This window comes from Snodgrassella sp. B3837 (assembly GCF_026535955.1).
Taxonomy (GTDB): Bacteria; Pseudomonadota; Gammaproteobacteria; order Burkholderiales; family Neisseriaceae; genus Snodgrassella; species Snodgrassella alvi_E.
This window is the reverse complement of record NZ_JAFNPI010000015.1, coordinates 28,796-51,125: the sequence shown is the minus strand read 5'-3', so window position 1 is coordinate 51,125 and position 22,330 is coordinate 28,796. Positions and strand designations below refer to the sequence as shown.

22 protein-coding genes are annotated in these 22,330 nt (G+C 44.3%); 8 read left to right on the top strand and 14 right to left on the bottom strand.

The genetic code is table 11. The annotated features are described in order from the left end of the window. Positions 1-18: 18 nt before the first annotated feature. Positions 19-894, bottom strand: a complete 876-nt coding sequence (locus tag J3U67_RS05330) for a LysR family transcriptional regulator (RefSeq protein ID WP_267404145.1) — start codon at positions 892-894, stop codon at positions 19-21. A gap of 121 nt (positions 895-1,015) precedes the next feature. On the opposite strand from J3U67_RS05330, the gene J3U67_RS05325 reads away from it, so the two are divergent. After that, the gene (locus tag J3U67_RS05325) at positions 1,016-1,519 is read left to right on the top strand and encodes a phenolic acid decarboxylase (RefSeq protein ID WP_100151808.1); all 504 of its coding nucleotides are present in this window, start codon (positions 1,016-1,018) and stop codon (positions 1,517-1,519) included. A 425-nt stretch (positions 1,520-1,944) separates the two neighbouring features. Here J3U67_RS05325 and J3U67_RS05320 read toward each other — a convergent pair whose 3' ends face one another. The 3 genes from J3U67_RS05320 to J3U67_RS05310 all read right to left on the bottom strand — a co-directional run bounded on the left by J3U67_RS05320 (position 1,945) and on the right by J3U67_RS05310 (position 4,577). Next, positions 1,945-2,340 (bottom strand): ACT domain-containing protein, encoded by a 396-nt coding sequence (locus J3U67_RS05320; RefSeq protein ID WP_267392138.1) that lies wholly within the window; start codon positions 2,338-2,340, stop codon positions 1,945-1,947. Positions 2,341-2,815: 475 nt separating this feature from the next. Beyond that, positions 2,816-3,730, bottom strand: coding sequence for a prephenate dehydrogenase (locus tag J3U67_RS05315; protein WP_267404393.1), 915 nt, complete (start codon positions 3,728-3,730; stop codon positions 2,816-2,818). Between the two features lie 46 nt (positions 3,731-3,776). Then, entirely contained in the window at positions 3,777-4,577 is an 801-nt protein-coding gene (locus J3U67_RS05310) for a 3'-5' exonuclease (RefSeq protein WP_100157322.1), read from the bottom strand. 325 nt (positions 4,578-4,902) lie between these two features. Here J3U67_RS05310 and J3U67_RS05305 point away from each other — a divergent pair, with 325 nt between their 5' ends. Then, positions 4,903-5,754, top strand: a complete 852-nt coding sequence (locus J3U67_RS05305; protein WP_100140488.1) for a DsbC family protein — start codon at positions 4,903-4,905, stop codon at positions 5,752-5,754. Positions 5,755-5,957: 203 nt separating this feature from the next. Next, positions 5,958-6,314, top strand: coding sequence for a DUF488 domain-containing protein (locus J3U67_RS05300; RefSeq protein WP_267404138.1), 357 nt, complete (start codon positions 5,958-5,960; stop codon positions 6,312-6,314). A gap of 947 nt (positions 6,315-7,261) precedes the next feature. Here the strand turns inward: J3U67_RS05300 and accD are convergent. The 9 genes from accD to J3U67_RS05255 all read right to left on the bottom strand — a co-directional run bounded on the left by accD (position 7,262) and on the right by J3U67_RS05255 (position 18,347). Next, the gene (gene accD / locus J3U67_RS05295) at positions 7,262-8,134 is read right to left on the bottom strand and encodes an acetyl-CoA carboxylase, carboxyltransferase subunit beta (RefSeq protein WP_267392133.1); all 873 of its coding nucleotides are present in this window, start codon (positions 8,132-8,134) and stop codon (positions 7,262-7,264) included. A gap of 67 nt (positions 8,135-8,201) precedes the next feature. After that, positions 8,202-8,987, bottom strand: coding sequence for a tryptophan synthase subunit alpha (gene trpA / locus J3U67_RS05290; protein WP_267404136.1), 786 nt, complete (start codon positions 8,985-8,987; stop codon positions 8,202-8,204). A gap of 159 nt (positions 8,988-9,146) precedes the next feature. Next, positions 9,147-10,508 (bottom strand): PFL family protein, encoded by a 1,362-nt coding sequence (locus J3U67_RS05285; protein ID WP_100140492.1) that lies wholly within the window; start codon positions 10,506-10,508, stop codon positions 9,147-9,149. A gap of 9 nt (positions 10,509-10,517) precedes the next feature. Further along, the gene (locus J3U67_RS05280; RefSeq protein WP_100140493.1) at positions 10,518-10,793 is read right to left on the bottom strand and encodes an ACT domain-containing protein; all 276 of its coding nucleotides are present in this window, start codon (positions 10,791-10,793) and stop codon (positions 10,518-10,520) included. Positions 10,794-10,844: 51 nt separating this feature from the next. Next, on the bottom strand, positions 10,845-12,026 hold the full coding sequence (locus J3U67_RS05275; RefSeq protein ID WP_267404133.1) for an MFS transporter: 1,182 nt from the start codon (positions 12,024-12,026) through the stop codon (positions 10,845-10,847). A 47-nt stretch (positions 12,027-12,073) separates the two neighbouring features. Further along, entirely contained in the window at positions 12,074-13,276 is a 1,203-nt protein-coding gene (gene trpB, locus J3U67_RS05270; protein WP_100157328.1) for a tryptophan synthase subunit beta, read from the bottom strand. A 702-nt stretch (positions 13,277-13,978) separates the two neighbouring features. Next, positions 13,979-14,623 carry a phosphoribosylanthranilate isomerase gene (locus J3U67_RS05265; RefSeq protein ID WP_267404131.1) on the bottom strand — a complete coding sequence of 215 codons (645 nt, stop codon included), beginning with the start codon at positions 14,621-14,623 and terminating at the stop codon, positions 13,979-13,981. A gap of 39 nt (positions 14,624-14,662) precedes the next feature. After that, positions 14,663-15,514 carry a tRNA pseudouridine(38-40) synthase TruA gene (gene truA / locus J3U67_RS05260; protein WP_267404129.1) on the bottom strand — a complete coding sequence of 284 codons (852 nt, stop codon included), beginning with the start codon at positions 15,512-15,514 and terminating at the stop codon, positions 14,663-14,665. A 424-nt stretch (positions 15,515-15,938) separates the two neighbouring features. Beyond that, a complete protein-coding gene (locus J3U67_RS05255) occupies positions 15,939-18,347 on the bottom strand; it encodes a FimV/HubP family polar landmark protein (RefSeq protein ID WP_267404127.1) in 2,409 nt (802 codons plus the stop codon). A gap of 375 nt (positions 18,348-18,722) precedes the next feature. Here J3U67_RS05255 and J3U67_RS05250 point away from each other — a divergent pair, with 375 nt between their 5' ends. Genes J3U67_RS05250 through J3U67_RS05230 form a run of 5 tightly spaced genes read left to right on the top strand, consistent with a single transcriptional unit; the run spans position 18,723 to position 21,533 of the window. Further along, positions 18,723-19,259, top strand: a complete 537-nt coding sequence (locus J3U67_RS05250; protein WP_267404125.1) for a septation protein A — start codon at positions 18,723-18,725, stop codon at positions 19,257-19,259. Then, on the top strand, positions 19,259-19,552 hold the full coding sequence (locus J3U67_RS05245) for a YciI family protein (RefSeq protein WP_267404123.1): 294 nt from the start codon (positions 19,259-19,261) through the stop codon (positions 19,550-19,552). The genes J3U67_RS05250 and J3U67_RS05245 overlap by 1 nt, the downstream gene beginning before the upstream one ends. After that, positions 19,545-19,823, top strand: a complete 279-nt coding sequence (locus J3U67_RS05240; protein ID WP_100157332.1) for a BolA family protein — start codon at positions 19,545-19,547, stop codon at positions 19,821-19,823. The genes J3U67_RS05245 and J3U67_RS05240 overlap by 8 nt, the downstream gene beginning before the upstream one ends. A gap of 34 nt (positions 19,824-19,857) precedes the next feature. After that, complete coding sequence (locus J3U67_RS05235) at positions 19,858-20,724, top strand: SurA N-terminal domain-containing protein (RefSeq protein WP_267404121.1); 867 nt, start codon at positions 19,858-19,860, stop codon at positions 20,722-20,724. Between the two features lie 50 nt (positions 20,725-20,774). Continuing rightward, positions 20,775-21,533 (top strand): peptidylprolyl isomerase, encoded by a 759-nt coding sequence (locus J3U67_RS05230; RefSeq protein WP_267404119.1) that lies wholly within the window; start codon positions 20,775-20,777, stop codon positions 21,531-21,533. Between the two features lie 83 nt (positions 21,534-21,616). On the opposite strand, the gene J3U67_RS05225 is transcribed toward J3U67_RS05230, so the two are convergent. Then, positions 21,617-22,051, bottom strand: a complete 435-nt coding sequence (locus J3U67_RS05225; protein ID WP_267392123.1) for a GNAT family N-acetyltransferase — start codon at positions 22,049-22,051, stop codon at positions 21,617-21,619. Between the last annotated feature and the right edge of the window lie 279 nt (positions 22,052-22,330).

Below are 22,330 nucleotides of genomic sequence, written 5' to 3'. Positions count from 1 at the left end.
TGAATAATCAGCCTTCTTTCATACTTTATCCTGAATCAGCCTGACCAATAACGCTGTTTCATTGTCCAGCTGAGCCTCATCCTGATTCAAAAACAAATATACCGGCGTAGCACGCCGCACACCATATTTTAATGGTAAAACCTGTAATTCCCCACTGGCCAACTGCGCCTGAATCCGCTCTTCCGGCAGCCAGCCATAGCCTACACCCTGAGTCACAGCCTCAATAGCCGTTTCAATTGTGGTGAACGTCCAGTTTTCTGCTGCACTTACTTGCCGGTAGGGTAGCTGCTGCTGTTCGCGGCTAACAATCTCAATCAACGGATAGCGAACCAGCACATCCTGACCCAGTGGTGCCGGCAAAGTCAGCAGCGGATGCTCACGCTGCGCCACAGCTACAAAGTTCACCTCCAGCAATAACTTTCCCTGACGTATCATTTCTGCGCTCGGCGTGATTATGTAGACATCCGCCTGTTGCTGTTGAAGCACAGCACAGCTTTCACTTCGTAGCACTTCAGTCAGATGAATTTGGGTAGAGGGATAAACCTGTTGAAAACGGCGTAAAACTGTAAACAGACGCGTTTTAGGAAAAATACTGTCCACCACCAAATCTAGCCGTGCCCGCTCACCGCGTTGCAGCGCACGGGAACGGTTTTCCAGCTTCTCAAACCCCTGCAACAGAGGCAAGGCCTGTGCCAGTAGCTGCTGACCAGACGCTGTCAGCTCTGCCTTGCGGCCAACAATAGTCAGCAACGTTACACCCAGCCGTTCCTGCATTAACGTCAACTGGTAGCTCAGGGAAGACTGGCTACGGTTAAAGGCTTCCGCAGCACGGGCAAAACTGCCATAGCTCACCACAGCCTGTAAAAGCTGCCATTGTTCCAGTGTTGTTTTCATCGCGAATCAATCGAAATTTTAGAACATTTTATCTCAAAAATAACGTTATTCATCTGGTCCATACCTGTTTAAACTTCACTTATCCATTTAATCAAAATATCTTTTAATTGAAAGGAAAAAAATGTCTGTATTTGATAAAAACGATCTGAGCAATATTCTAGGAAAACATTTGGTTTACACCTATGATAATGGTTGGAACTACGAAATATACGTGAAAAATGCCACCACAATCGATTACCGCATTCACAGTGGCATAGTGGGCAATCGTTGGGTAAAAAGTCAAAAAGTCTATCTAGTACGGCTGGCTGAAAATGTATACAAAATCTCATGGACCGAACCAACCGGTACCGACGTCAGCCTGAGCGTCAACCTGGCCGACAAAATCTTCCACGGCACCATCTTTTTCCCACGTTGGGTAATCAACAATCCGGAAAAAACCGTTTGCTTCCAGAATGAGCATATTCCACAAATGGAAGCTTACCGAGAAGCTGGTCCGGCCTATCCTACGGAAGTAATTGATGAATTTGCCACCATTACCTTCATCCGTGATTGTGGTGAAAATGATGAAAGCATCATTAACTGTCCTGCCAGCGAACTGCCAGCCGATTTTCCGAATAATCTTTAATTAATATCTTCAGAAAACAGGGCGGAAATTAAATTTTCCGCCCTGTTTTTTCATCCTCAAGCCAGTAACAACCATTCGCAGCAATACTTTTTTTAAATATTCAGAACATCTCCATCACACTGCACACTACTTTATTTTTGCTGGTAAAACATGCTTTCAAATATCGAACATATAGATTTAGAAGCTTCAGCACATAGCAGACCTAATTTTTATCAAATAGTATGTAAATCAGAATGAAATTGTACTAAGGCCGAGACAAAGCCTTGAAATTGAGAATGAAATTAAGCAATCCATATAACTATTTTCAAGCAACTAAAAATATTGATAAACCCGACCTATGTTAACAAATTAACAAAATCGAAATATAGTCAAATCATGATTTTTGCCAACGCAAAATCATGATTTAAGCCGGTCATATATTATTATTATGCTTTGTCCAAATGATTGAGAATATCCAAAGCCGGTGCTACATCAGTTTCTGCAACAAAAATATGATCATGATAATAGCCGGCCACAACATTACAGCTGATATTCTGCTGTGCCAGAGCGCGAGAAAAAGCGGCGGTAAGTCCTACAGCAGACAGAGATGAATGCACCTTCAAGGTAATCCAGCCGGCAACATAGTCATAGCTTAGCTGATGCTCATCAGCCACAGCCTGAGGCAGAATCAGCGTAGTTCCCTCACTTTCCTGCACAGTAGCCACAGCAGCAGACAGCAATTCAGCCACCGGCTGCTTTACGGTACAGAACACATATTTGCCCGCATTATGCTGCGGCGCTGCCGATTGGAGCAAAACATGCAAATTACTTTCACCAGACATAATCTTCCCCTGAGTCTAAATATAAAACAACTATCCTAACAGCATTCATATACCAACAAAAGCTTAGGCGTATATTTTTCTGGCTTTCCGACAACACTTCGCTATTTAAAACCAAATATCCAGAATGCACCTCTTTAGTAACAAACAAAATACAGCTAAGAGGCGAGTCGAATATGACTTATAAAAATTCCGTTAGCATAATAAAAAACAGATAAAAAAATGCGCACACGGTTAAGTGTGCGCCAAGTCTACAAAGGAGAAATAGAGGAGAAACTGTTAAACCAACTAGGAGCTGATTTAACGAAGCGAATTATGCCTCAACTACGCCTGCATAGCAAGTCATATTTTGTATTAATTCGACAAAATAAGGTTATTTTAATTAAAAATACCGCAAAATTCATTAACTGCATCTAACTTGTGCTGAAAAAATATCAAAAAAGACTTTATCTTACTATCACTTAGCCATACCAAGGTATTATCTGCCTGCCGGCACACCTGCTGTAGCCTGAATTTGCTCATTTTGCCAGCTTTCACGGATTTTCTGAGCCTTTGCAAAAAAAGCCGTGAGCTTCTGCGCATCACCATCTTGCAGGCATTGCTTCAAATATGCCAGCTCCTGCTGTTGTTTCTCAAGCAGACCAGCCAGCACCTGTCGGTTCGCCAAACAAATATCCGTCCATATCTGCGGATGACTGGCAGCAATTCGAGTGAAATCCCGAAAACCGCTACCAGCAAATTGTAACAGCTCATCCGCATTAGCTGCTTCCGCCAGCTGATGCACATAGGCATAAGCCAGCATATGCGGCAAATGGCTCACAGCAGCAAAAATCGCATCATGTCTGGCTGCATCCAGATGATAAATTTGCGCCTGCACCGCTTGCCACATTGCTTCCACAGCCTGCAAAGCCGTTTTATCCTGCTGCTCATGAGCACAGATAATACATTTTTTTGCAGCAAACAAACCAAACTGTGCCGCCAGCGCCCCATGACGGTCGGAACCAGCAATCGGATGTGCCGCCACACAGCGCTCATAATGCTGTGGCAACTCAGCAGCAAAAGCCTGTAAAGCCAGCTTCTTAGTACTGCCCACATCAGTAACAATACATCTATCTGGCAAAAATGGCGCAAGCTGGCGGCAGATAATCGGCAAAGTATTAACTGGCGTAGCGATGAGCACCATATCGGCATCAGCCACACTTTCTGCATTAATGCATTCGCAGGCACAATCAATTACTCGTCGCTCTAGTGCCCGCGTCAGATTGTCGGCATCAATATCAATACCAACCACTTCTTCCACCCGTGCCGCCCGTTTTAAATCCAGTGCAAGCGAACCACCTATCAGCCCTACCCCAATCAGCACCAGCTTATGCATACTTATCTCAGCAATCATTCTATCCACAACATCATTACCGTGTCCGGCTTATCAGCTTTCATCATCAGAGTGGTCGTCCCCATGCATCCAGAAATTCCTGCCAGTGCGGCGCCTGCAATCCTTTCAGGTAAACCTTCAGACCACGGATTTCCTGTTCGTATTCATCGGCATTCAGAAACCCACGCAACAGATTAAAACGCAGATACATCAAATAAGTATTAGCGGCATCTGTCTCACAGTACTGCCGAATCTGGGTTAATTCTCCCTGCTGATATGCTGCCCAGACCTTACTGCCATCCATCCCCAGCTTACCCGGAAAACCACACAGCTTAGCCATATCATCCAACGGAACACAGGCACGCGCTTGATAAAGAGAAAGCAAATCCATCAAATCACAATGGCGTGCATGATAGCGGCTGATATAGTTGTTCCATTTGAAATCTCGGCTGTCACCAAAATCCCCTTCCCCCATATCCCAGTAACGGGCGGCACTGATACCATAAATTAGCGCACGATAATGCAACACCGGTAAATCAAATCCACCACCATTCCAACTCACCAATTGCGGCGTATGTGTTTCAATCAACTCAAAAAAACGTGCAATCAGCGTTTCTTCACTATCTTCTGGCGTGCCAATACTACCAACATGAATCTTTTCTGCCCCCCAGCGCATACAGCATGAAATGGCTACTACCTGCTGCAAATGCAGCTGCATAAAATCATTACCGCCAGTTTTTGCCCTTCGCTGCTGCAAAGCAAACTCCACCACATCGGCATCACTTACTTCCGCCGGCAAATGATGAAGTACCCGGATACCGGCCACATCAGGCACGGTTTCAATATCGAAAGCCAAAATCGGATTCATGGCAATGGTTCACATTGATTAACGAAAGAGTATTGTGGCATGAAGCAAGAAGCCGCGCCATACGTTTTAGCCTCAAAACAGTATTACAACACGGTCAGGATTGTTTTATACTCACAATCAGTCAGAACCAGTGAAAAATGCAGAAAACCCTAAACTCAGAATCATTTTTCTAGCGGCCAAATAGATTTACTTGCCGTATGATTTAAGCCTGTTTTAGCAACAAAATAGCAACATTTTTCACGCTCATACTGACACATACTTCACAGGCTGGGCATAATGGCCACAGATTATCAATAACCCCTTATTAACTCATTCTCAGACATTTATGATAAACAAAATCCGCTTATGGCAATGGCTTGTTCCTTTACTGGCCATACCTGTCCTCGCCTCTTGCGACGGTACTCCCGTTCATAATATAGACAAAACCGCCAGTGCCACATCCGGTATCAGTGCCCCAGCATCAGCCAATAAAGCTGCTACAGTTGGTGCGGCAGTAGATGACGCAACCAATAAAAAAATTAGCGATAATCTGTCCAAAAACATGCAAAAAGCATTTAAAAGCTCAGAGTTAAACGTCCAGAGTATCTATACCACTCCATTTAAAGGTATATATGAAGTGGTAATCACCGGTAATCAGATTATCTATACTGATGAAAATGCCGATTACATCATGCTGGGTAATCTGATTGATCTCAAACACCATCAGAATCTGACGGAGCAACGTATGAGTGATTTATCAAAAATAGATTTTGACCAGTTACCACTGGATAAAGCAATCAAAGAAGTACGTGGCAACGGCACGCGGGTAATGGCAGTATTCTCCGACCCAGATTGCCCTTTCTGTAAAAAACTGGAAGAAGAAATCGCCCAGATTGATAACCTCACAGTTTATACTTTCCTCATGCCGGTACCCGATCTACATCCAGGCGCACAGAAAAAAGCAGTACAAATATGGTGTCAGAAAGAACGCACCACCGCTTGGACAGAATGGATGCGTCATGGCAAGGAACCAGCCAGCGTAGCCAATTGCAGCAACCCCGTAGAAGACACCATGAAATTAGGCAATAAATTTGGTTTTGATGGTACCCCCACCATGGTATTTCCGAACGGCAAAACCATTTCCGGCCTAATGCGTAAAAATGAACTGGAGCAGGAATTAATCAAAAATCAGAAATAAAAACTGGTCACACGCAAAAGCAGCCGTAAACGGCTGCTTTTTTATTCTGTTTTGAAAAAGTAGTATCCATTTATTCAGCAAAGCAGTCTGAAAAGAGCAGTGAGCACACTCAGATCTTACTTTAATCAACGCTAGCATATCATCTTGTCAAAACAAGCTATTATATCTATTATTAATTAAATTTAGCTTCTCCTTCAGCAACCATGTATAACATTGAGCGGGTTTACACCTATCAGCAACAACAGCCAGCTGTATTGATTGACCGCCTGTGGCCGCGTGGTATCAGCAAAACCAGAATGAACAATGTTTTATGGCTAAAAACCGTTGCACCTTCCAGCCAGCTGCGACAGTGGCTACATCAGCAGCCCGATACCCGCTATGGTGAATTTTGCTTACGTTACCAGCAGGAACTGAAGCAGCCACAACAGCAACAAGGCTTGCAGAAGCTACAACAACTGCATCAGCAGCACCAGCAATTATGGCTGCTAACCGCTGTTAAAGATATTACCCACAGCCATGTACCAATATTACTGGCACAATTACAGAATAGAGACAGTTAGAAAACAGTAAAAAGCTGTCTGATATATGGAAACCGCCATCGATCCAAGATTGTCGTAAGATTTCAAAGGAAATTCACTGGGCGGCAACAGTAATTTCACACACAGGCTTTGGGATTCCAGATGGTTTTCAGTTCGTCATGCTGAGCAGATTCAAACATGAGTAAACAGACTCAAAAATCTGAAAGAAGACCATAAAAATATTGTGTTAGTAAATGAAGATCAATAATTTAGAATAAATCCCATTAAGAAAATATTTACTGGGATTTTATAAGAAAAAATAAAATTTTTTACATCAATAAAATATTGAGCAAATTGAATAAAGAAATAAGAAAAAGAATTTTGTTAATACCCTATAAGATGGGGGTTGATTCCAAATAGTGTCTTGGATTTGAAATATGTTTATAAAAAATTTCTTGTAAAAACTAATCTTGAAATGCGAAATTTATTACGGCGTAGTTGCTGTAGATTATGTCATTGCCTTAATACAAATACTCCTTTGCCATTTTATTATTATATTCATGGGCTTATTGATTATATATCAATAGGCATAACCAAGGTATAGACTCTTAAGATGCAGCCAATTCTTTTTTTCATTTGATTAAAGAAAAGTTAGAAAAAAACCTAATTTTTTAATATCAAACAAAGATAAAGTTTTAATGACAATTAATTTCTAATGGATAATCAATCTTCATTTTGTATAGATGTATAAAATGACAAGTCGAATTTGCATCAAAATACAGTTATATCTATGAAAAACTGGAAAAAATGCAATCTGAACCGCTTAACTGTGGTACCTTTTCCCAGTGACAGATCAGATATTATTATTGGCATATTCGGGAAATCAGTTCATGTGAAACATAAATAACCTATGTCTGAAACAAATACCCGGCCGAAAATTACTTTCTGACCGGGTATTAAATTAATATTCTTATATTAAGTTCCGTCGCTCAGGCTGCATTAGCACTAGGCTGTGAACGTAACAGTTGAATCAGGCGCACAATACGTTCTTTCATTTCTCGCCGGTCGACAATCTGGTCAATGGCACCCTTATCCAGCAGAAACTCTGCCCGCTGGAATCCCTCCGGTAAAGTCTCACGCACTGTCTGTTCAATCACACGCGGACCGGCAAAGCCAATCAGTGCATTCGGTTCCGCCAGTACCACATCACCGATAAAGGCAAAGCTCGCAGAAACACCACCCATAGTAGGATTGGTCAATACCGAAATAAACGGCAGCGATTTATCCGTCAGCAGATGCAGAGAAGCACAGGTCTTGGCCATCTGCATTAGCGAATTCAAGCCTTCTTGCATCCGTGCCCCGCCAGAAGCAGCCACACAGATAAAAGTACAGTTATGTTTTACCGCTTCACGCACACCACGCACAAAACGTTCACCCACAACTGAGCCCATAGACCCGCCGATGAAATTGAATTCAAAAGCAGCTATTACAACCGGTACGCCATTCATAGTGCCACGCTTCACCACCAGCGCATCATCCTCTTGCGTCAGTTTGCGAGCAGTACTCAGACGGTCTGTATATTTTTTGCTGTCTCGGAACTTAAGAATATCAATCGGTTTAATATCAGCACCAATTTCATACTGTTTACCTTCATCCAGCATCAAGTGAATACGCTCACGCGCTGAAACCGGATTATGGTAGCCGCACTTTGGGCACACTTCCATGTTTTTCTTCAAATCCGTGGCATACAAAGTCGCCGCACAAGACGGACATTTTTGCCATAAACCTTCAGGAATACCGCCGGATTTGGCCACAGGATCTTTTTTAATCTTGGGTGGCAGGATTTTATCTAACCAACTCATACTTTCATTCCTGGTTATTACCGTCCGCATACTTCTCACGGGCGGCAGAATTAGGATTGCACGCAGATTATTCCAGCGCCTGTCTCAGCTCGGCCACTACCGGTGCGAGCGCCTCAGCTTCATGGCCTGCATGCTCAGCAATCGTCTGTACAAAGCGGCTGCCCACAATCACTGCATCAGCTACTGCACCGATACGGCGGGCACTGTCAGCATCGCGGATACCGAAACCCACACCAACAGGCACCTTAATAAACTGGCGTAAATGATCAATTTTACGCGAAACTTCAGTTGTATCCAACTGTGATGAACCAGTCACACCTTTTAGTGACACATAATAAACAAAACCACTGGCCTTACTGCCAATCAGTTTAATCCGTTCATCAGTTGTAGTCGGGGCAATCAGAAAAATACAATCCAGCCCGTGTAATTTCAGCTGTTCATGCAAATCATCAATTGCCTCTGCCGGACAATCTACAGTCAACACACCATCTACACCAGCCTGAGCAGCCGCACGGGCAAACGATGCATAGCCCATATGAAAAACTGGATTCAGGTAGCCCATTAATACCACCGGTGTAGTCTGATTATCCTGTCTGAACTGTGCCACCACGGACAGCACATCTGTCAGTGACACATGCTGACGCAAAGCCCGTTCTGATGCGGCTTGAATAACCGGCCCATCTGCCATCGGGTCGGAGAAAGGTACGCCTAGCTCAATAATATCCGTACCATTGGCAACCAGCGTCTGCATTAGCTTTACGGTAGCAACCGGATTAGGATCGCCACAGGTAATATACGATACCAGAGCAGTACGACCATGCAACTGCTCAAACGTCTGTTGAATTCTACTCATTTTTCTTATCTACCCTTTTCGGAGTGTGCCAATGCTGCTGCGACACCAGACGGACATCTATTCTAGCTGCCTCTAGCAACAGCGGGATTCCTGCTAGACTGCAATACCCGCTGTACAGTTAATCTCAACTTAATCATAGCATGCACCACAGCACATCCTTTAATTTTTCATCGACTGCACTGGTGCCGGCACGCGACCGCCGCGATTGATAAACACCTCGCAGGAACCGGATTTTACCGGCATCACCGGCGCCCGTCCCAGCAGGCCTCCAAACTCTACGTAATCACCAACATCTTTACCGCTAACAGGAATTACCCGCACTGCCGTGGTTTTACTATTAATTAGTCCGATTGCCGCTTCATCAGCAATAATACCGGCAAGCGTACTCGCCGGTGTATCGCCCGGTACCGCAATCATATCCAGACCTACCGAACACACTGCGGTCATCGCTTCCAGCTTATCCAGTGTCAATACACCTGCTTCTACTGCGGCTATCATACCTTCATCTTCCGATACCGGTATAAATGCACCACTCAGACCGCCCACAGCACTAGACGCCATCATACCGCCTTTTTTCACGGCATCATTAAGTAAGGCCAGTGCGGCTGTGGTACCGTGGGTACCGCATACACTCAACCCCATTGCTTCCAAAATGCGTGCCACACTATCACCCACTGCCGGAGTAGGCGCCAGTGATAAATCCAGAATACCAAATGGAATACCGAGCATTTTGCTGGCTTCGTGCCCAATTAACTCACCTACGCGAGTAATTTTAAACGCAGTTTTCTTCACCAGCTCGGCCACTTCGGTCAGAGAAAGACCCTGCGTATTCTGTAATGCCGCACAAACCACACCCGGTCCGGACACTCCCACATTAATCACGCAATCCGCCTCGCCGGCACCATGAAAAGCACCGGCCATAAATGGGTTATCCTCCACAGCATTACAAAACACAACGAGTTTGGCACATCCAAAGCCCTCTGGCGTGATTTCAGCAGTCTGACGGATGGTTTCGCCCATTAACCTAACGGCATCCATATTAATACCGGCACGTGTAGAGCCAATATTTACCGAGCTACATACCACATCAGTACAGGCCATTGCCTTAGGAATAGAACGAATCAATACCTCATCGGCCGGACTCATACCCTTATGTACCAGAGCGGAAAAACCACCAATAAATGAAATACCAATGGCTTTGGCAGCCTTATCCAGCGTCTGCGCAATTGATACATAGGAATCCGCACCAGTGGCAGCACCAATCTGTGCAATCGGTGTGACCGCAATGCGTTGATTTACAATAGGCACACCATATTTGGCAGAAAGTTCTGTTGCCGTCTGCACCAAATTTTTTCCCACCCGCGTAATCTTGTTAAAAATCTTTTCATTGAGGCGGTTAATATCTGTATCAATACAATCATGCAGATCAATACCAATGGTAATGGTACGCACATCAAAATGCTGGTCAGAGACCATACGCACCGTTTCCAGAATTTCATTATTCTGAATAGAAAACGACATAGACAACTCCTAAATCCGATGCATAGCATTAAACAGAGCTTCGTCCTGCACACGGATATGCAAACCCCGCTTTTCACCTTCACTGTCCAGAAATTCACTGAACTGCAAACGCGGCATTGTGCATCGCTCCGTATCCAGCAGAATAATCATAGTGAAATAATCATCCATAAGCTGCTGGCTAATATTCATAATGCTTACCTGATGCTCTGCCAGCAAAGTGGCAACTTCAGCAACAATACCAATACGGTCCTTACCAATTACTGTCATCACAGCATGACTAGACATACTCAATCCTATTCACAATAACGATTTCAAATCAGAAGAGCGCAAACAGCCTTATGACATTTGCTCACATTTAAACAAAAGCGCACACAGCAGAATTAAAAGAGCAATTCCGCCCCCAAGCATTGCCACTCCATTCCAGCCGACATGTGCATAAGTCATAGCGGAAGCCAGCGAACCAAGTACACCGCCGATAAAATACATACTCATATAGCCCGATGCAATACGGCCTTTTAGCGCCGGATCAGAACGATAAATTAACGACTGATTGCAGATATGCAAAGCCTGAATAGCAAAATCCAGCAGTATTACCCCGCCAATCAGCGCCCATAGATACTGGCCACCGGCATACAGCAGTGCCCAGCTGAAGAGAAACAGCAGCGCACACACCACGGTCATTGCATAACTGCGGCCTTTATCAGCCGCCCAGCCTCCGACATTGGAACCGAATATACCCAGCGCACCAAACAGTCCGAACAAACCAATCGTACTTAAACTGAAATGATACGGAGCGTTACTGAGCAACAGCGTCAGCGGCGTCCACAACACAGAAAATAGACAAAAATCCAGCGCCCCCAGCACACCACGCTGACGCAATAACGGCGTACGCCACAACAAAGACCACACCGATACCAGTGTCTGCCAATAGCCAAAAGATCGGCTGCGCTCACGTTGTACATGCGGTAACTTCCATTGCAAAGTCAGCGTCATCAGCATCAGCATGACCGCGCCTAATACATACACCATGCGCCAGCCCCACCAATGAGCCACCAAACCGGAAAAAGTGCGCGACAGCAGAATCCCCAGCAACAAACCGCTCATCAACGTACCAATTACCCGCCCGCGCTGCTCAGGATCAGTTAGGCTGGCTGCTAATGGCATCAGTATCTGCGCAACCGTACAAAAAGCACCCACCAGCAACAGTCCGGCTACAAATAAATATATATTCGGCGCCAGTGCAATGAGTAGTGCACTAATACTGACTACACCGTACAGAGAAACGATTAGTTTTTTGTTATCAAGCAAATCACCCAAAGGCACCAGAAACATCAGACCCAGCGCATAGGCCAACTGTGTGAGTGTAATCAGCATTCCGCTACTGTCCACATCCAGCCCAAAATAGCGAGCCATGACCTCAATCAGCGGAAAAACAAAATAATTACTAGCTACCGCCAGACCGATGGCCAACGCCATCACAAAAATCTGTACAGAAGACAGCCTGATACGATTATTCATACACCACAAACAATATTCAAACAATTACAGCACAGTGGCCTGCATAATTACAGGCTGATACCATCCAAACGGGCAACCGTATTGATATCCTTATCACCGCGGCCGGAAAGATTCACCAGAATCACTTCATCCGGACTCATTTTCGGCGCATTGGCCACAGCCCATGCCAGAGCGTGGCTAGATTCCAGCGCTGGTATGATTCCCTCTTGATGACAGAGCAAATGGAACGCTTCCATCGCTGCCTCGTCACCCATAGCTTCATACTGAACACGACCAATATCATGCAGCAAGCTGTGTTCAGGACCGATTCCTGGATAATCCAGACCGGCAGAAACTGAATGCGTGGAAACCACCTGCCCGTTTTCATCCTGCATCAAATAACTGCGGAAGCCGTGTAAAACCCCTACCGGACTATGTGAGCTGATGGGCGCAGCATGCTGATGTCCAGTCAGACCCAGACCTCCAGCCTCTACTCCCACCAAACGCGTTTCAGGGACATTAATATAAGGATAAAATAGCCCGATCGCATTCGAACCACCACCAACACAGGCTACAGCTACATCCGGCTGACGCCCGATTGCCTCTTGCATCTGCTGCTTGGCCTCATTGCCAATCACGCACTGAAAATCGCGTACCATTTCTGGATAGGGCATCGGACCGGCAGAAGTACCAATAATATAATAAGTATCATCTACCCGTGCCACCCACTCACGTAAAGCCTCATTCATGGCATCTTTCAGCGTGCATGAACCTGAATCCACACCCACCACCTTTGCACCTAAAAGTTTCATCCGGTACACATTCGGTGCCTGACGCTGAATATCCTCTGTGCCCATAAACACTGTGCATTCCATGCCGAATCGTGCTGCCACTGTCGCTGATGCCACGCCATGCTGGCCAGCGCCGGTTTCGGCAATCACTCGCTTTTTACCCATGCGCTGTGCCAGTAAAGCCTGACCAATCGTATTGTTGATTTTGTGCGCACCGGTATGATTCAGGTCTTCCCGCTTCAAATAAATCTGTGCCCCACCCAGATGGGCAGTTAGGCGGCGGGCATAGTACACAGGACTAGGTCGTCCCACATAATATTTCAAATCTTCATGGTATTGTGCCCAGAACGCCGGATCAGCCTTCGCTGCATAATAAGCCTGTTTTAACTCAGTTAGAGCCGTAATCAGTGTCTCTGATACAAACAGCCCGCCATGCTCACCATAAAATCCCTGTTCATCCGGATAATGATAATTTTCCATATTTTTTTCCATTGAGCGACTAAATACCTAGAGAATAAAACTATTCGGCCATATTAACATTTTTTAAATACATTATCCTGTAAACTGTCTAACCTTAAAAATAATTGCACTCACAACTTTGCTTTCATCTGTCTATGTCGCAATTTCGGGTATCAAAAAAAACAAACATAAATAATTACCAAAATGACGCCGATGCAGACTTGTGTTCTGAATAACCTGTTTCGCAGTATCAGAAACAAATGTCATATAAGAATGTTCGTTTATTCAATTATGATGAATAATGAAAAACCATCGTTAGATAAATTGATTGTAGCGACACGATAAAATCATATTTTTAGTAAATGACTTTTCGTATCTAGACATCAGAACCACTTTGAAAATCTTGTACCCTACCATTCACACATAACAACGAGCTTATTACATTGAAATTTTCCATCAAAATCTGAAATAAAACACAATACTCAGAAAGACAGGTAAATATCGTTTTACTTTAGTACAATAGAAAAATTTAGCTTTAAAGCATCATCTATATAAGCTAATTTAACCAAAACTCCTTAATACTTTTCCGCGTAAAAGTCAAAATCAGCACAGATTTGGAAATCTTTAAAGCCCAAAATAAAAATTCCACGTTCGCAAAATTTATTTAAATAACTAATTGTTTTATAAAAAGAATATTATCATACCGTACAAACAAAGGTATTATTAGCACCTAGAATCAACACTCCAAGTAGAAAAAGTACTAATTGCAGACATCAGATCCTGCATCTTTTGCTTATCCTTGATACCAGGTAACTGCTCCACACCACTGCACACATCAATAGCCAGCGCATTACTTTGTCTGATTGCAGAGACAATATTTTCCGGTTTCAAACCACCGGAAAGCACCCATGGCCGTGCCAGCATGGACGGCAAAATTTGCCAATCAAAACTCTGCCCAGTACCGCCATATTGTCCACTGACCGCAGCATCAAACAATAAAGCACGTGCATCCGTATGCACAGCAGCAGCCGTTTCAATATCAGCCCTGTTTTGTACCCGTACAGCCTTAATATATGGACGCTGGAATTGGCGACAGAATTCCGCATTTTCATCACCATGAAACTGAAGCACATCCAGCGGCACCTTCGCCAGTACATCCTCTATCTCAGCAGCCCGTGCATTCACAAACAGCCCAACCACCGTAACAAAAGGTGCTATTGCACGCACAATCGTCTGAGCCTGCGCAATTGTGACACAGCGCTTACTGCCAGCAAAAAATATCAACCCAATGGCATCTACCCCTAATTGTGCAGCAAACTGTGCATCTTCAACCCGCGTCATGCCACAAATCTTCGTACGAATATTCATATTTCACCTTTTTTAACTGCCAGCTAGTGCTCACCTAAATTAATCAAGATCCGGCCACAGCCATAGCGGCAATGGCTGCGTATCCACATCCCATTGAGCGGGATAATCAACACCGGTAAGGTACAGCCCGTCCGGCATAAATGTTGGCGGAGCCAGTTGCCGGCTTTTTGCCGCCAGCAATTGTGCAAATCCAGACACACTTAGCTTACCCGCTCCCACATACACCAGCGCACCTACAATATTACGCACCATATTATGGACAAATGCACTGCCATGGAAATCTATCGCCATCAATTCAGGACTACCACTGAGTCTCAGTGCATACAAAGTTTTTACTGGTGATTTAGCCTGACAGTCACTGGAGCGAAAGCTGGAAAAATCGTGTTCACCAACCAGCAATGCAGCTGCTTCACGCATCAATTCCATATTGAGAGGATAATGAGTCCAGCCGACGCGTCCACGCAGTTGCGGCATACGGACACGACTGGATTCAAGCATATAACGGTAACGCCGTCCGCAAGCATCAAACCGTGCATGAAATTCAGCAGCAACCATCTGAGCTTTAAGAATCCGGATATTTTTATCCATTGCCGTATTGCTTCCACGCAGCCATGCCTCCGCACTTCGTCTGGCATGCGTGTCGAAGTGTAAAATCTGACCGGTAGCATGCACACCAGCATCAGTGCGCCCTGCCACCACCACCTCTATTTCTTCCGCCGCTACAGAGCTTATTGCTTTTTCCAACACCGACTGAATGGTATATAGTCCGTCTGGCTGTTTCTGCCAGCCATGGAAAGCCGTACCATCATAAGCAATTGTTAATGCCCAGCGCTGCTTATAGCCAATATCATCCTGCATATTTTCTGGACGCTTTACCACAATACCTACCATTACTTTTCCAAATCCACACTAATACACACTGTTATATGGCATTATTATCGCATAGCCATCATTTGCGTTCATATTTATAACGAGTTGCTTACCAAATAAACAGGTAAGACAAACAATTTAGCGGCCGGCACACTCATCCAAATCATTAGACAGATGCTGATTGATGATAGTTTCCGTTTTTGCTACCAGACTTAGCAAAAAGCTGTTTAAAGACAATAGCAGTTGGATAACATACCAAAGATTTTGCAAATACATTTTTCAACACCAGCCGCATATAATCTATCTAAATACAGCATTTTTACTGCTTCCAAAATATCGTCATATAAATCAAATCTAGATACGTACTCGAAATAAAAAGACTGAATCCTGATACAGGATTCAGTCTTTACCAAATATGAACTGCATTTAGCATGCTCTGTACAGATTAGCCACCTAGCTGTTGTAACAGATTCTGAGCTTCCGCCAAAACTGCGCCATTAGCTTCATCGACCAATTCTCGTAAAGTCTGGCGTGCAGTCACCGCATCATCCATCTCCAGATACATCTTAGCCAGCTCCAGCTTGGCCTGTAACGGAATCGCCTGCTGTTCAGGTGTCAATGGCTTATCAGTTTCTTCTTCCTCTTCGGCCGACTGTTCCAGCCAATCCTGTGCACCGTTGCCAGTTGCAAAAGAAGAAATTGGAGCTGGAGAAGGGGCAGCGCTACTTTCAGTAGCTGTGGATTCTGCCTGATTATCATCCAGTGTAAAGTCCATGGACGAAACATCCACCACATCAGCATCAGTCGGTTGTGCTGAAGTAGATGGAGCAGCTTGTGAATCCTCATGCTCATCACTAATACTTAATGCATCCCAATCAATATCATTTGAAATCGCTTCATCTTCAGCAACAAACGCATGTTGATCCTGAGATGACAAAGCCTGATCAATTGTAGAGGATGTATCCTCTGCCACAGCAGCAGATTCGTTTTTGGACTCTTCATCAAACTTAAAGTCCTCGTCCCATTGCAAATCAGCCAGAGCATTAAGTGTATCCACTTCAGCTGCCGCCGGTTTAGATTCCGGCTCAACAACAGCAGGCTCCTCCTCTGGGCTGAAATTCATATCTAATGATGGCAAATCATCAGTATCTGTGGCTGTTTGCTCAGCCATCACTACATCAGAATGCGCAGCCGATTCATGCTCATCTTTACTAGCATCATCAGCCACCACCCATTCAAAATCCGCGCTGTCTGCTTCTTCTTTTTCCGGCTCAGTTACAGGAGATTCTTTAGAAGTCAGCACTTCCGGCTGTTCAGTTTCATCAATTTGATCCAGCCAAGATAAATCGTCGCCATTATCCATCTCTGCTACTGATGGGGCTGTTGTATCTGCAGGAGCAGCTGGCGTATCATCGGTGAAATTAAAATTCAGCCAGTCAATATCATCTTCTTCAGGCTTGTTTGCAGCAGCCTCCGGTTTTGATTCGGGAAGCTGAGTAGTAACGGCAGATTCGGAAACATTGTCAGCCGGCGCGTCAGCTTTCTCGGAGCTGTCAGAAGACTCATCATTTAGCCACGACCAATCATCTGCATCGGCTGACGCTGATGAGGCTGCCACTGCAGTAGATGCCTGATTAGTTGCAGCTGGCGATGCCGGTTCTGACTGTTGAAGTTTCGGTGGTTCATCATTGAATACCACATCATCATCGTCTTCATCATCAGATGAATAATATTCCTCAGCTTCCTCAGCATCGCGTTTTTTACGTCTCTGCCATATAAATGCGGCAATCAGCAGCACACCAGCGAGACCAACCAAAGCATAAGGCCACCAGGATGGCAACAACGATTCTTCTGGTGTAGGTTCTACAGGCTGTACAGGTGCTGGAGTTGGATTGACCTTAGGCTGCACTGGTTTCGCTTTCACTACAGAAGCAGCAGAAGCGGCTGGCGCAGATGCGGAGGCAGCAACGGCTTCAGTTTTACCTGCATCTTGCGTTTTAGCTACTTCTGGCTTAGTTGGAGCTATAGGTTCTGAAGCAGCAGCCTTCTGAATTTTGTTTGCAGATAAATCAGATTTGGTTGGAGTAGCGGCTGCAGTATTTTCAGCAGCCTTAGCATCTGGCGCAACAGATACAGGTGATTTACTCTGTGCAGTCACCGGCTGTTGAACCGTTTTAATTTTTACTTTAGATAATTTATACAGCTGGGTAGTAGAAGGAATATTCAGACTGATATTCCGATACATCAAATCCGGATTACCATTACGAAATGCCTGTGGATTGGCCACAAGCAGAGCATGCATTGTCTGCTCTACTGTCATATTCTGCGGCCGTACCTTACGTGCAACATCCATCAGTGTTTCATTATTGTCTACATTATATTTCACCACCGCATTGTCTGAAGCAAGCCTGTTTTGCAAAGCTGCAGTAGCCCGTGCAGCAGATTTATTTCTGACAGAGTGTGCCTGCTTATGATGTTTACTGCCATTTCGAGCAGAAGCAGAGGAGCCATGCCCATTTTCCGGCGGATCAAGTAATGCTGTATATTGCCTACCCTGACTACCTGAGACGAGGCTAAAAGACATCATCGGATCACTAATTGGCTTACTAGATCGCAAATGAATCACTGCATTCTGCCCTTGCGGTGTCACCCGCACCTGTAGCGGTGCGCCTGAAATTGTCGGCCGACCCTTTAAAGCGGCTCTGGCTTCATCACCAGTTACAACCACGCTACCTGAAAATGGCTCTCCCAAAGCAGAGTTAACCTGCAGGCTGCCAATTCCTGCCCATGCAGGTGCACTGGCCGAAAAACATAAAGACAGTGCGATGATTTTTAAATTATATGCGTTCTTCAATCCCGTACCCTCACCGGTAATGCACCATTGCCATCAGGCTCGTGCCTATTCATTTGAAAATTTCTGCAAGTACTTAAAATGCAACTGGTGTTTAACGTTCACTAAACCTGTTTTTATATTATCTCACGCTATAATAGCTTTTGCGACCATTTAATGCCAAATCACCTTGACCTATTTTGCTCTTATAACATGCATAACTGTGGATATTTTCAGACGAAACATCATCCAAAAAACACTAAACCAATATACAACAATGGTTAAATTTTGTTTAATACCTTGCTTTAACAGGTGCCAAGTGTAAAAACTCAGGGTATCATGGAGATTATTTCATACCCTACAACAACAAACCTGAAAAAAGATATACAGTCCTGAATAATGAAAGCAGTATTCGAATTTCTGGTAGTTATTCTCTTCTTTGCTACCTATGCCTTAACCAAAAATATTATTCTGGCCACCGAAGTGGCTATCGCAGCCGGCTTGATTCAGGCCGCATGGTGTTTAACTAAATACCGGCGTCTGCAAACCATGCAGTGGATAAGCCTGCTTTTGGTTGTAATACTGGGTGGTGCAACCATAATATTAAAAAACCCGCACTTCATAATGTGGAAACCAACAATCCTTTTTTGGGTAATGGCTATAGGCCTGTTGATTTCACATCTATGCGGAAAAAACGTGCTAAAAAGCACAATTGGCAAAGAAATTAGCCTGCCAGCTCCGGCATGGCGTAAACTTACGTATGCTTGGGTAATATTTCTACTGGCACTGGGTACACTCAACTTGTGGGTTGCTTATTGCTTTACCGAAGCACAATGGGTTAATTTCAAACTTTTTGGCAGTACCACCATTTTAGTTCTGTTTACCATCGGACAGACGGTATATATTAGCCGATACATTAAAAAGGATGAGTTGTAATGCTGTTTATGCTGATGGCCACTGATGCCGACAATAGTCATGAAGCACGTATCAAGGCCAGACCCAGACATCTGGCTCGATTGCAAGAGCTACAAGCACAAAACCGTTTGGTTTTGGCCGGTCCTAATCCTCTGCCAGATGATGACAGCCATTTTTCTGGCAGTCTGGTCATTGCCGATTTTGAATCTTTAGATGAAGCACAGGCATGGGCGGAACAAGATCCTTATGTGGATGCAGGCGTCTATGAAGAAATACTGATTCGGCCTTTTAAAAAAGTTTTGCCTGATGACTGACATCCAAACAGCCATCCGTATGCGCCTGCAATCACTGAATCCGGTACAACTCGAACTGATTGACGACAGCCATCTGCATGCAGGGCATAAAGGTCATCATGGCGGGGGACATTATCGTTTGCTGGTGGTCAGCGATGCATTCAACGGTTTATCGCGTCTGGCTCGTCAGCGGAAAGTTCATCAGCTACTGAAAGATTTATTCAAGGCTAATACCATCCATGCCCTCAGCATCATGGCATGTACAAACAGCGAATATTTAACCAAGCAATAATCTATTTCTATCCACTTAAATGAGAGAGTTAACCATGAAAAAACAATTAATTGCTGCTGCCATTTTACTGGGACTAACCGGTATTGCTACTGCCCAGACGGTTGCGACCGTAAACGGAACCAAAATCGACAGTAAAGAGGTCGATAATCAGGTAGCCGTATTGGTTCAGGAAAGCCAGAACCAGATTCAGGATACACCCGAATTACGCAAGAGCATCACTGGCCGTCTGGTGACTCGTACCTTACTGATTCAGGCCGCCAAAAAGCAGAATCTTGATAAAGATCCAGAATATTTGAATGCATTGAATCAGGCAGAAGCAGAAGCTAAACGTCTGGGCGATGATAAAAAGCCTGGTTTCAAAGAAGAATGGGCTTTCTTTAAAGATAATCTGCTGACTCAGGCTTATCTGGCCAGCGTTGCCAAAAATAACCCTGTAAAACCTGAAGATGTGCGCAATGCCTATAACGACATGGTGAAATATTACAGCGGCACTCAGGAAGTTCAGTTAGGTGAAATTATCACACGTGATGCAGACACGGCCAATAAAGCCATAGCTAAACTAAAAGAGAAAAAAAGCTTTGCGACCGTAGCCAAAGAGTTCACAATTGATCCGGCCGGCCGTGAAAACGGAGGTATTCCAAAAGGCTATGTTGCCATGAAAGACCTTCAAGAGAGTGCCACACCCGTTTATAACGCCATTAAAGATTTGAAAAAAGGTCAGTACACTCCTGCTCCGGTACAGGGTAACGGCAACATTTACGCTGTATTCTACGTAAACGACAAACGCAACCTAAAACTGCCAACCCAGAAAGAAATGGAACCAATCCTGTCACGCCGTCTGCAAAGTGCCACTCTGGCTCAGGCTATTGACCAGCTGTACAAGAATGCAAATATCAAATAATTATTTTTTCCGACTTTAATAAACGGATCAGATAACAAGGAATTTACGATATGAAAAAAAGCATTACCTGGCTGGCCGGCTTCAGTATCATGGCCGCTGGGCTCGCTTTTGCCGATGCACCCAAAATTGATTCACAGCGCATTAATGTCATGCTAAAACAGTATGAGCGTCAGATGCAGGCACAGCCGGGTGCTCCAGCGCCGAATAAAGCAGAGATTCAGAAAGAAATCACGTTGCGCCTGCAAACGGCCGATATATTGAAAGCAGAAGCCCTTAAGGCCGGTTTGGATAAACAACCAGACACACAGGCCGCTTGGCAGAACATGCAGGCTCAATTCTATGCAGCCCAGTATGTAGACCATCTGGCTGCCAGCATTGAAGTAAGCGACAGTGATTTGCGCCGGCAATATCAACAGGTTAGTCAGGAAATCAACTTACTGCCCATTGTTTTTCCAAGCGAACAAGCAGCTGAAGAAGGTTTAAGCAAACTGAAAAAAGGACTGGCTTACGAAACTTTGCTTAAACAGGTAAACCCAGAAGCACCACAAAGCAATTGGATGAACCCACAGCAACTGCCTCCTGAATTTGCCCAACTGGCCTCACAACTGAAAAGTGGTCAGATTTCACCTAATGTGATCACGATTGACGGACATTACATCCTGTTGAAACTAGCTGGTACGCGTCAGGCACCTGATGCTCCCGCATTTGACCAGATTAAAGAGCAGCTTCGCAATCAGGCCAAACAGGAAAAAGTATCCCAACAAATCAATCAAATTCTGAAAAACAATGGCATTAATCTAAACAATTAATAGCCTGAATATAAAAAACCGGTACTTTAGTACCGGTTTTTTATATTCAGCTCACCTAAAACGCGAGAAAACTTACTAGAAAATCATTCTGGCTGATATAGCATATCTACAAAAGGAATACCATCCGTAATATACGGCGCACCTTGAATTTTAAAACCATGTTGTTGATAAAATTTAAGAACCTGACGGCTCGACTCAATTTTAATCGGATAATCCGAATAGTGACTCTGTGCATAATGCAGGATCAGTTTAATCAGCTGGTCTCCTAAGCCGGTACCACGAAAATCCGAGCGGGTGACAAAGCGACTGAATGTAAAATGCACACCAGCTAAATACATTCTGGCATAAGCCAGAATTTGCCCGTCTCGCTTATAGTAAACATGTTTGGCCAACACATCCCAGTCATCCAGCTCTTGATATATCCGCTGCTGCTCTACCACAAAAGTGTCAATACGCAATCGAGCAATGCGATAAAAATCTTGTGACGAAAGTTCATCTAATTTTTTGATACACCACATAAAACTTTCACACTCCTCTTAACCACAAAACTGATTGCATTTGGTACTGGTTTGTTACTAAAATCAAATAAGCATAGATTTAATACACTGTTTCTCAAAAAAATATCTTGTAATTACATTATGCCGGCTTGCTATGCTTACACTTAAAACAAACTCAGTATAAAAACAATAAGACAAATAATCAAATAACAATCTTAATTCTGGCAAAAATAAAAATACCGCTTTAACCTAAACCAATATATAGAGAAACGGATTACCCAAACTCAAACAAGGTAATCC

Coding starts and splice junctions, on each gene's coding strand:
- J3U67_RS05330 (WP_267404145.1), bottom strand. CDS start 894: ATGAAAACAACACTGGAACAATGGCAGCTTTTACAGGCTGTGGTGAGC.
- J3U67_RS05325 (WP_100151808.1), top strand. CDS start 1,016: ATGTCTGTATTTGATAAAAACGATCTGAGCAATATTCTAGGAAAACAT.
- J3U67_RS05320 (WP_267392138.1), bottom strand. CDS start 2,340: ATGTCTGGTGAAAGTAATTTGCATGTTTTGCTCCAATCGGCAGCGCCG.
- J3U67_RS05315 (WP_267404393.1), bottom strand. CDS start 3,730: ATGATTGCTGAGATAAGTATGCATAAGCTGGTGCTGATTGGGGTAGGG.
- J3U67_RS05310 (WP_100157322.1), bottom strand. CDS start 4,577: ATGAATCCGATTTTGGCTTTCGATATTGAAACCGTGCCTGATGTGGCC.
- J3U67_RS05305 (WP_100140488.1), top strand. CDS start 4,903: ATGATAAACAAAATCCGCTTATGGCAATGGCTTGTTCCTTTACTGGCC.
- J3U67_RS05300 (WP_267404138.1), top strand. CDS start 5,958: ATGTATAACATTGAGCGGGTTTACACCTATCAGCAACAACAGCCAGCT.
- accD (WP_267392133.1), bottom strand. CDS start 8,134: ATGAGTTGGTTAGATAAAATCCTGCCACCCAAGATTAAAAAAGATCCT.
- trpA (WP_267404136.1), bottom strand. CDS start 8,987: ATGAGTAGAATTCAACAGACGTTTGAGCAGTTGCATGGTCGTACTGCT.
- J3U67_RS05285 (WP_100140492.1), bottom strand. CDS start 10,508: ATGTCGTTTTCTATTCAGAATAATGAAATTCTGGAAACGGTGCGTATG.
- J3U67_RS05280 (WP_100140493.1), bottom strand. CDS start 10,793: ATGTCTAGTCATGCTGTGATGACAGTAATTGGTAAGGACCGTATTGGT.
- J3U67_RS05275 (WP_267404133.1), bottom strand. CDS start 12,026: ATGAATAATCGTATCAGGCTGTCTTCTGTACAGATTTTTGTGATGGCG.
- trpB (WP_100157328.1), bottom strand. CDS start 13,276: ATGGAAAATTATCATTATCCGGATGAACAGGGATTTTATGGTGAGCAT.
- J3U67_RS05265 (WP_267404131.1), bottom strand. CDS start 14,623: ATGAATATTCGTACGAAGATTTGTGGCATGACGCGGGTTGAAGATGCA.
- truA (WP_267404129.1), bottom strand. CDS start 15,514: ATGGTAGGTATTGTGGTAAAGCGTCCAGAAAATATGCAGGATGATATT.
- J3U67_RS05250 (WP_267404125.1), top strand. CDS start 18,723: ATGAAAGCAGTATTCGAATTTCTGGTAGTTATTCTCTTCTTTGCTACC.
- J3U67_RS05245 (WP_267404123.1), top strand. CDS start 19,259: ATGCTGTTTATGCTGATGGCCACTGATGCCGACAATAGTCATGAAGCA.
- J3U67_RS05240 (WP_100157332.1), top strand. CDS start 19,545: ATGACTGACATCCAAACAGCCATCCGTATGCGCCTGCAATCACTGAAT.
- J3U67_RS05235 (WP_267404121.1), top strand. CDS start 19,858: ATGAAAAAACAATTAATTGCTGCTGCCATTTTACTGGGACTAACCGGT.
- J3U67_RS05230 (WP_267404119.1), top strand. CDS start 20,775: ATGAAAAAAAGCATTACCTGGCTGGCCGGCTTCAGTATCATGGCCGCT.
- J3U67_RS05225 (WP_267392123.1), bottom strand. CDS start 22,051: ATGTGGTGTATCAAAAAATTAGATGAACTTTCGTCACAAGATTTTTAT.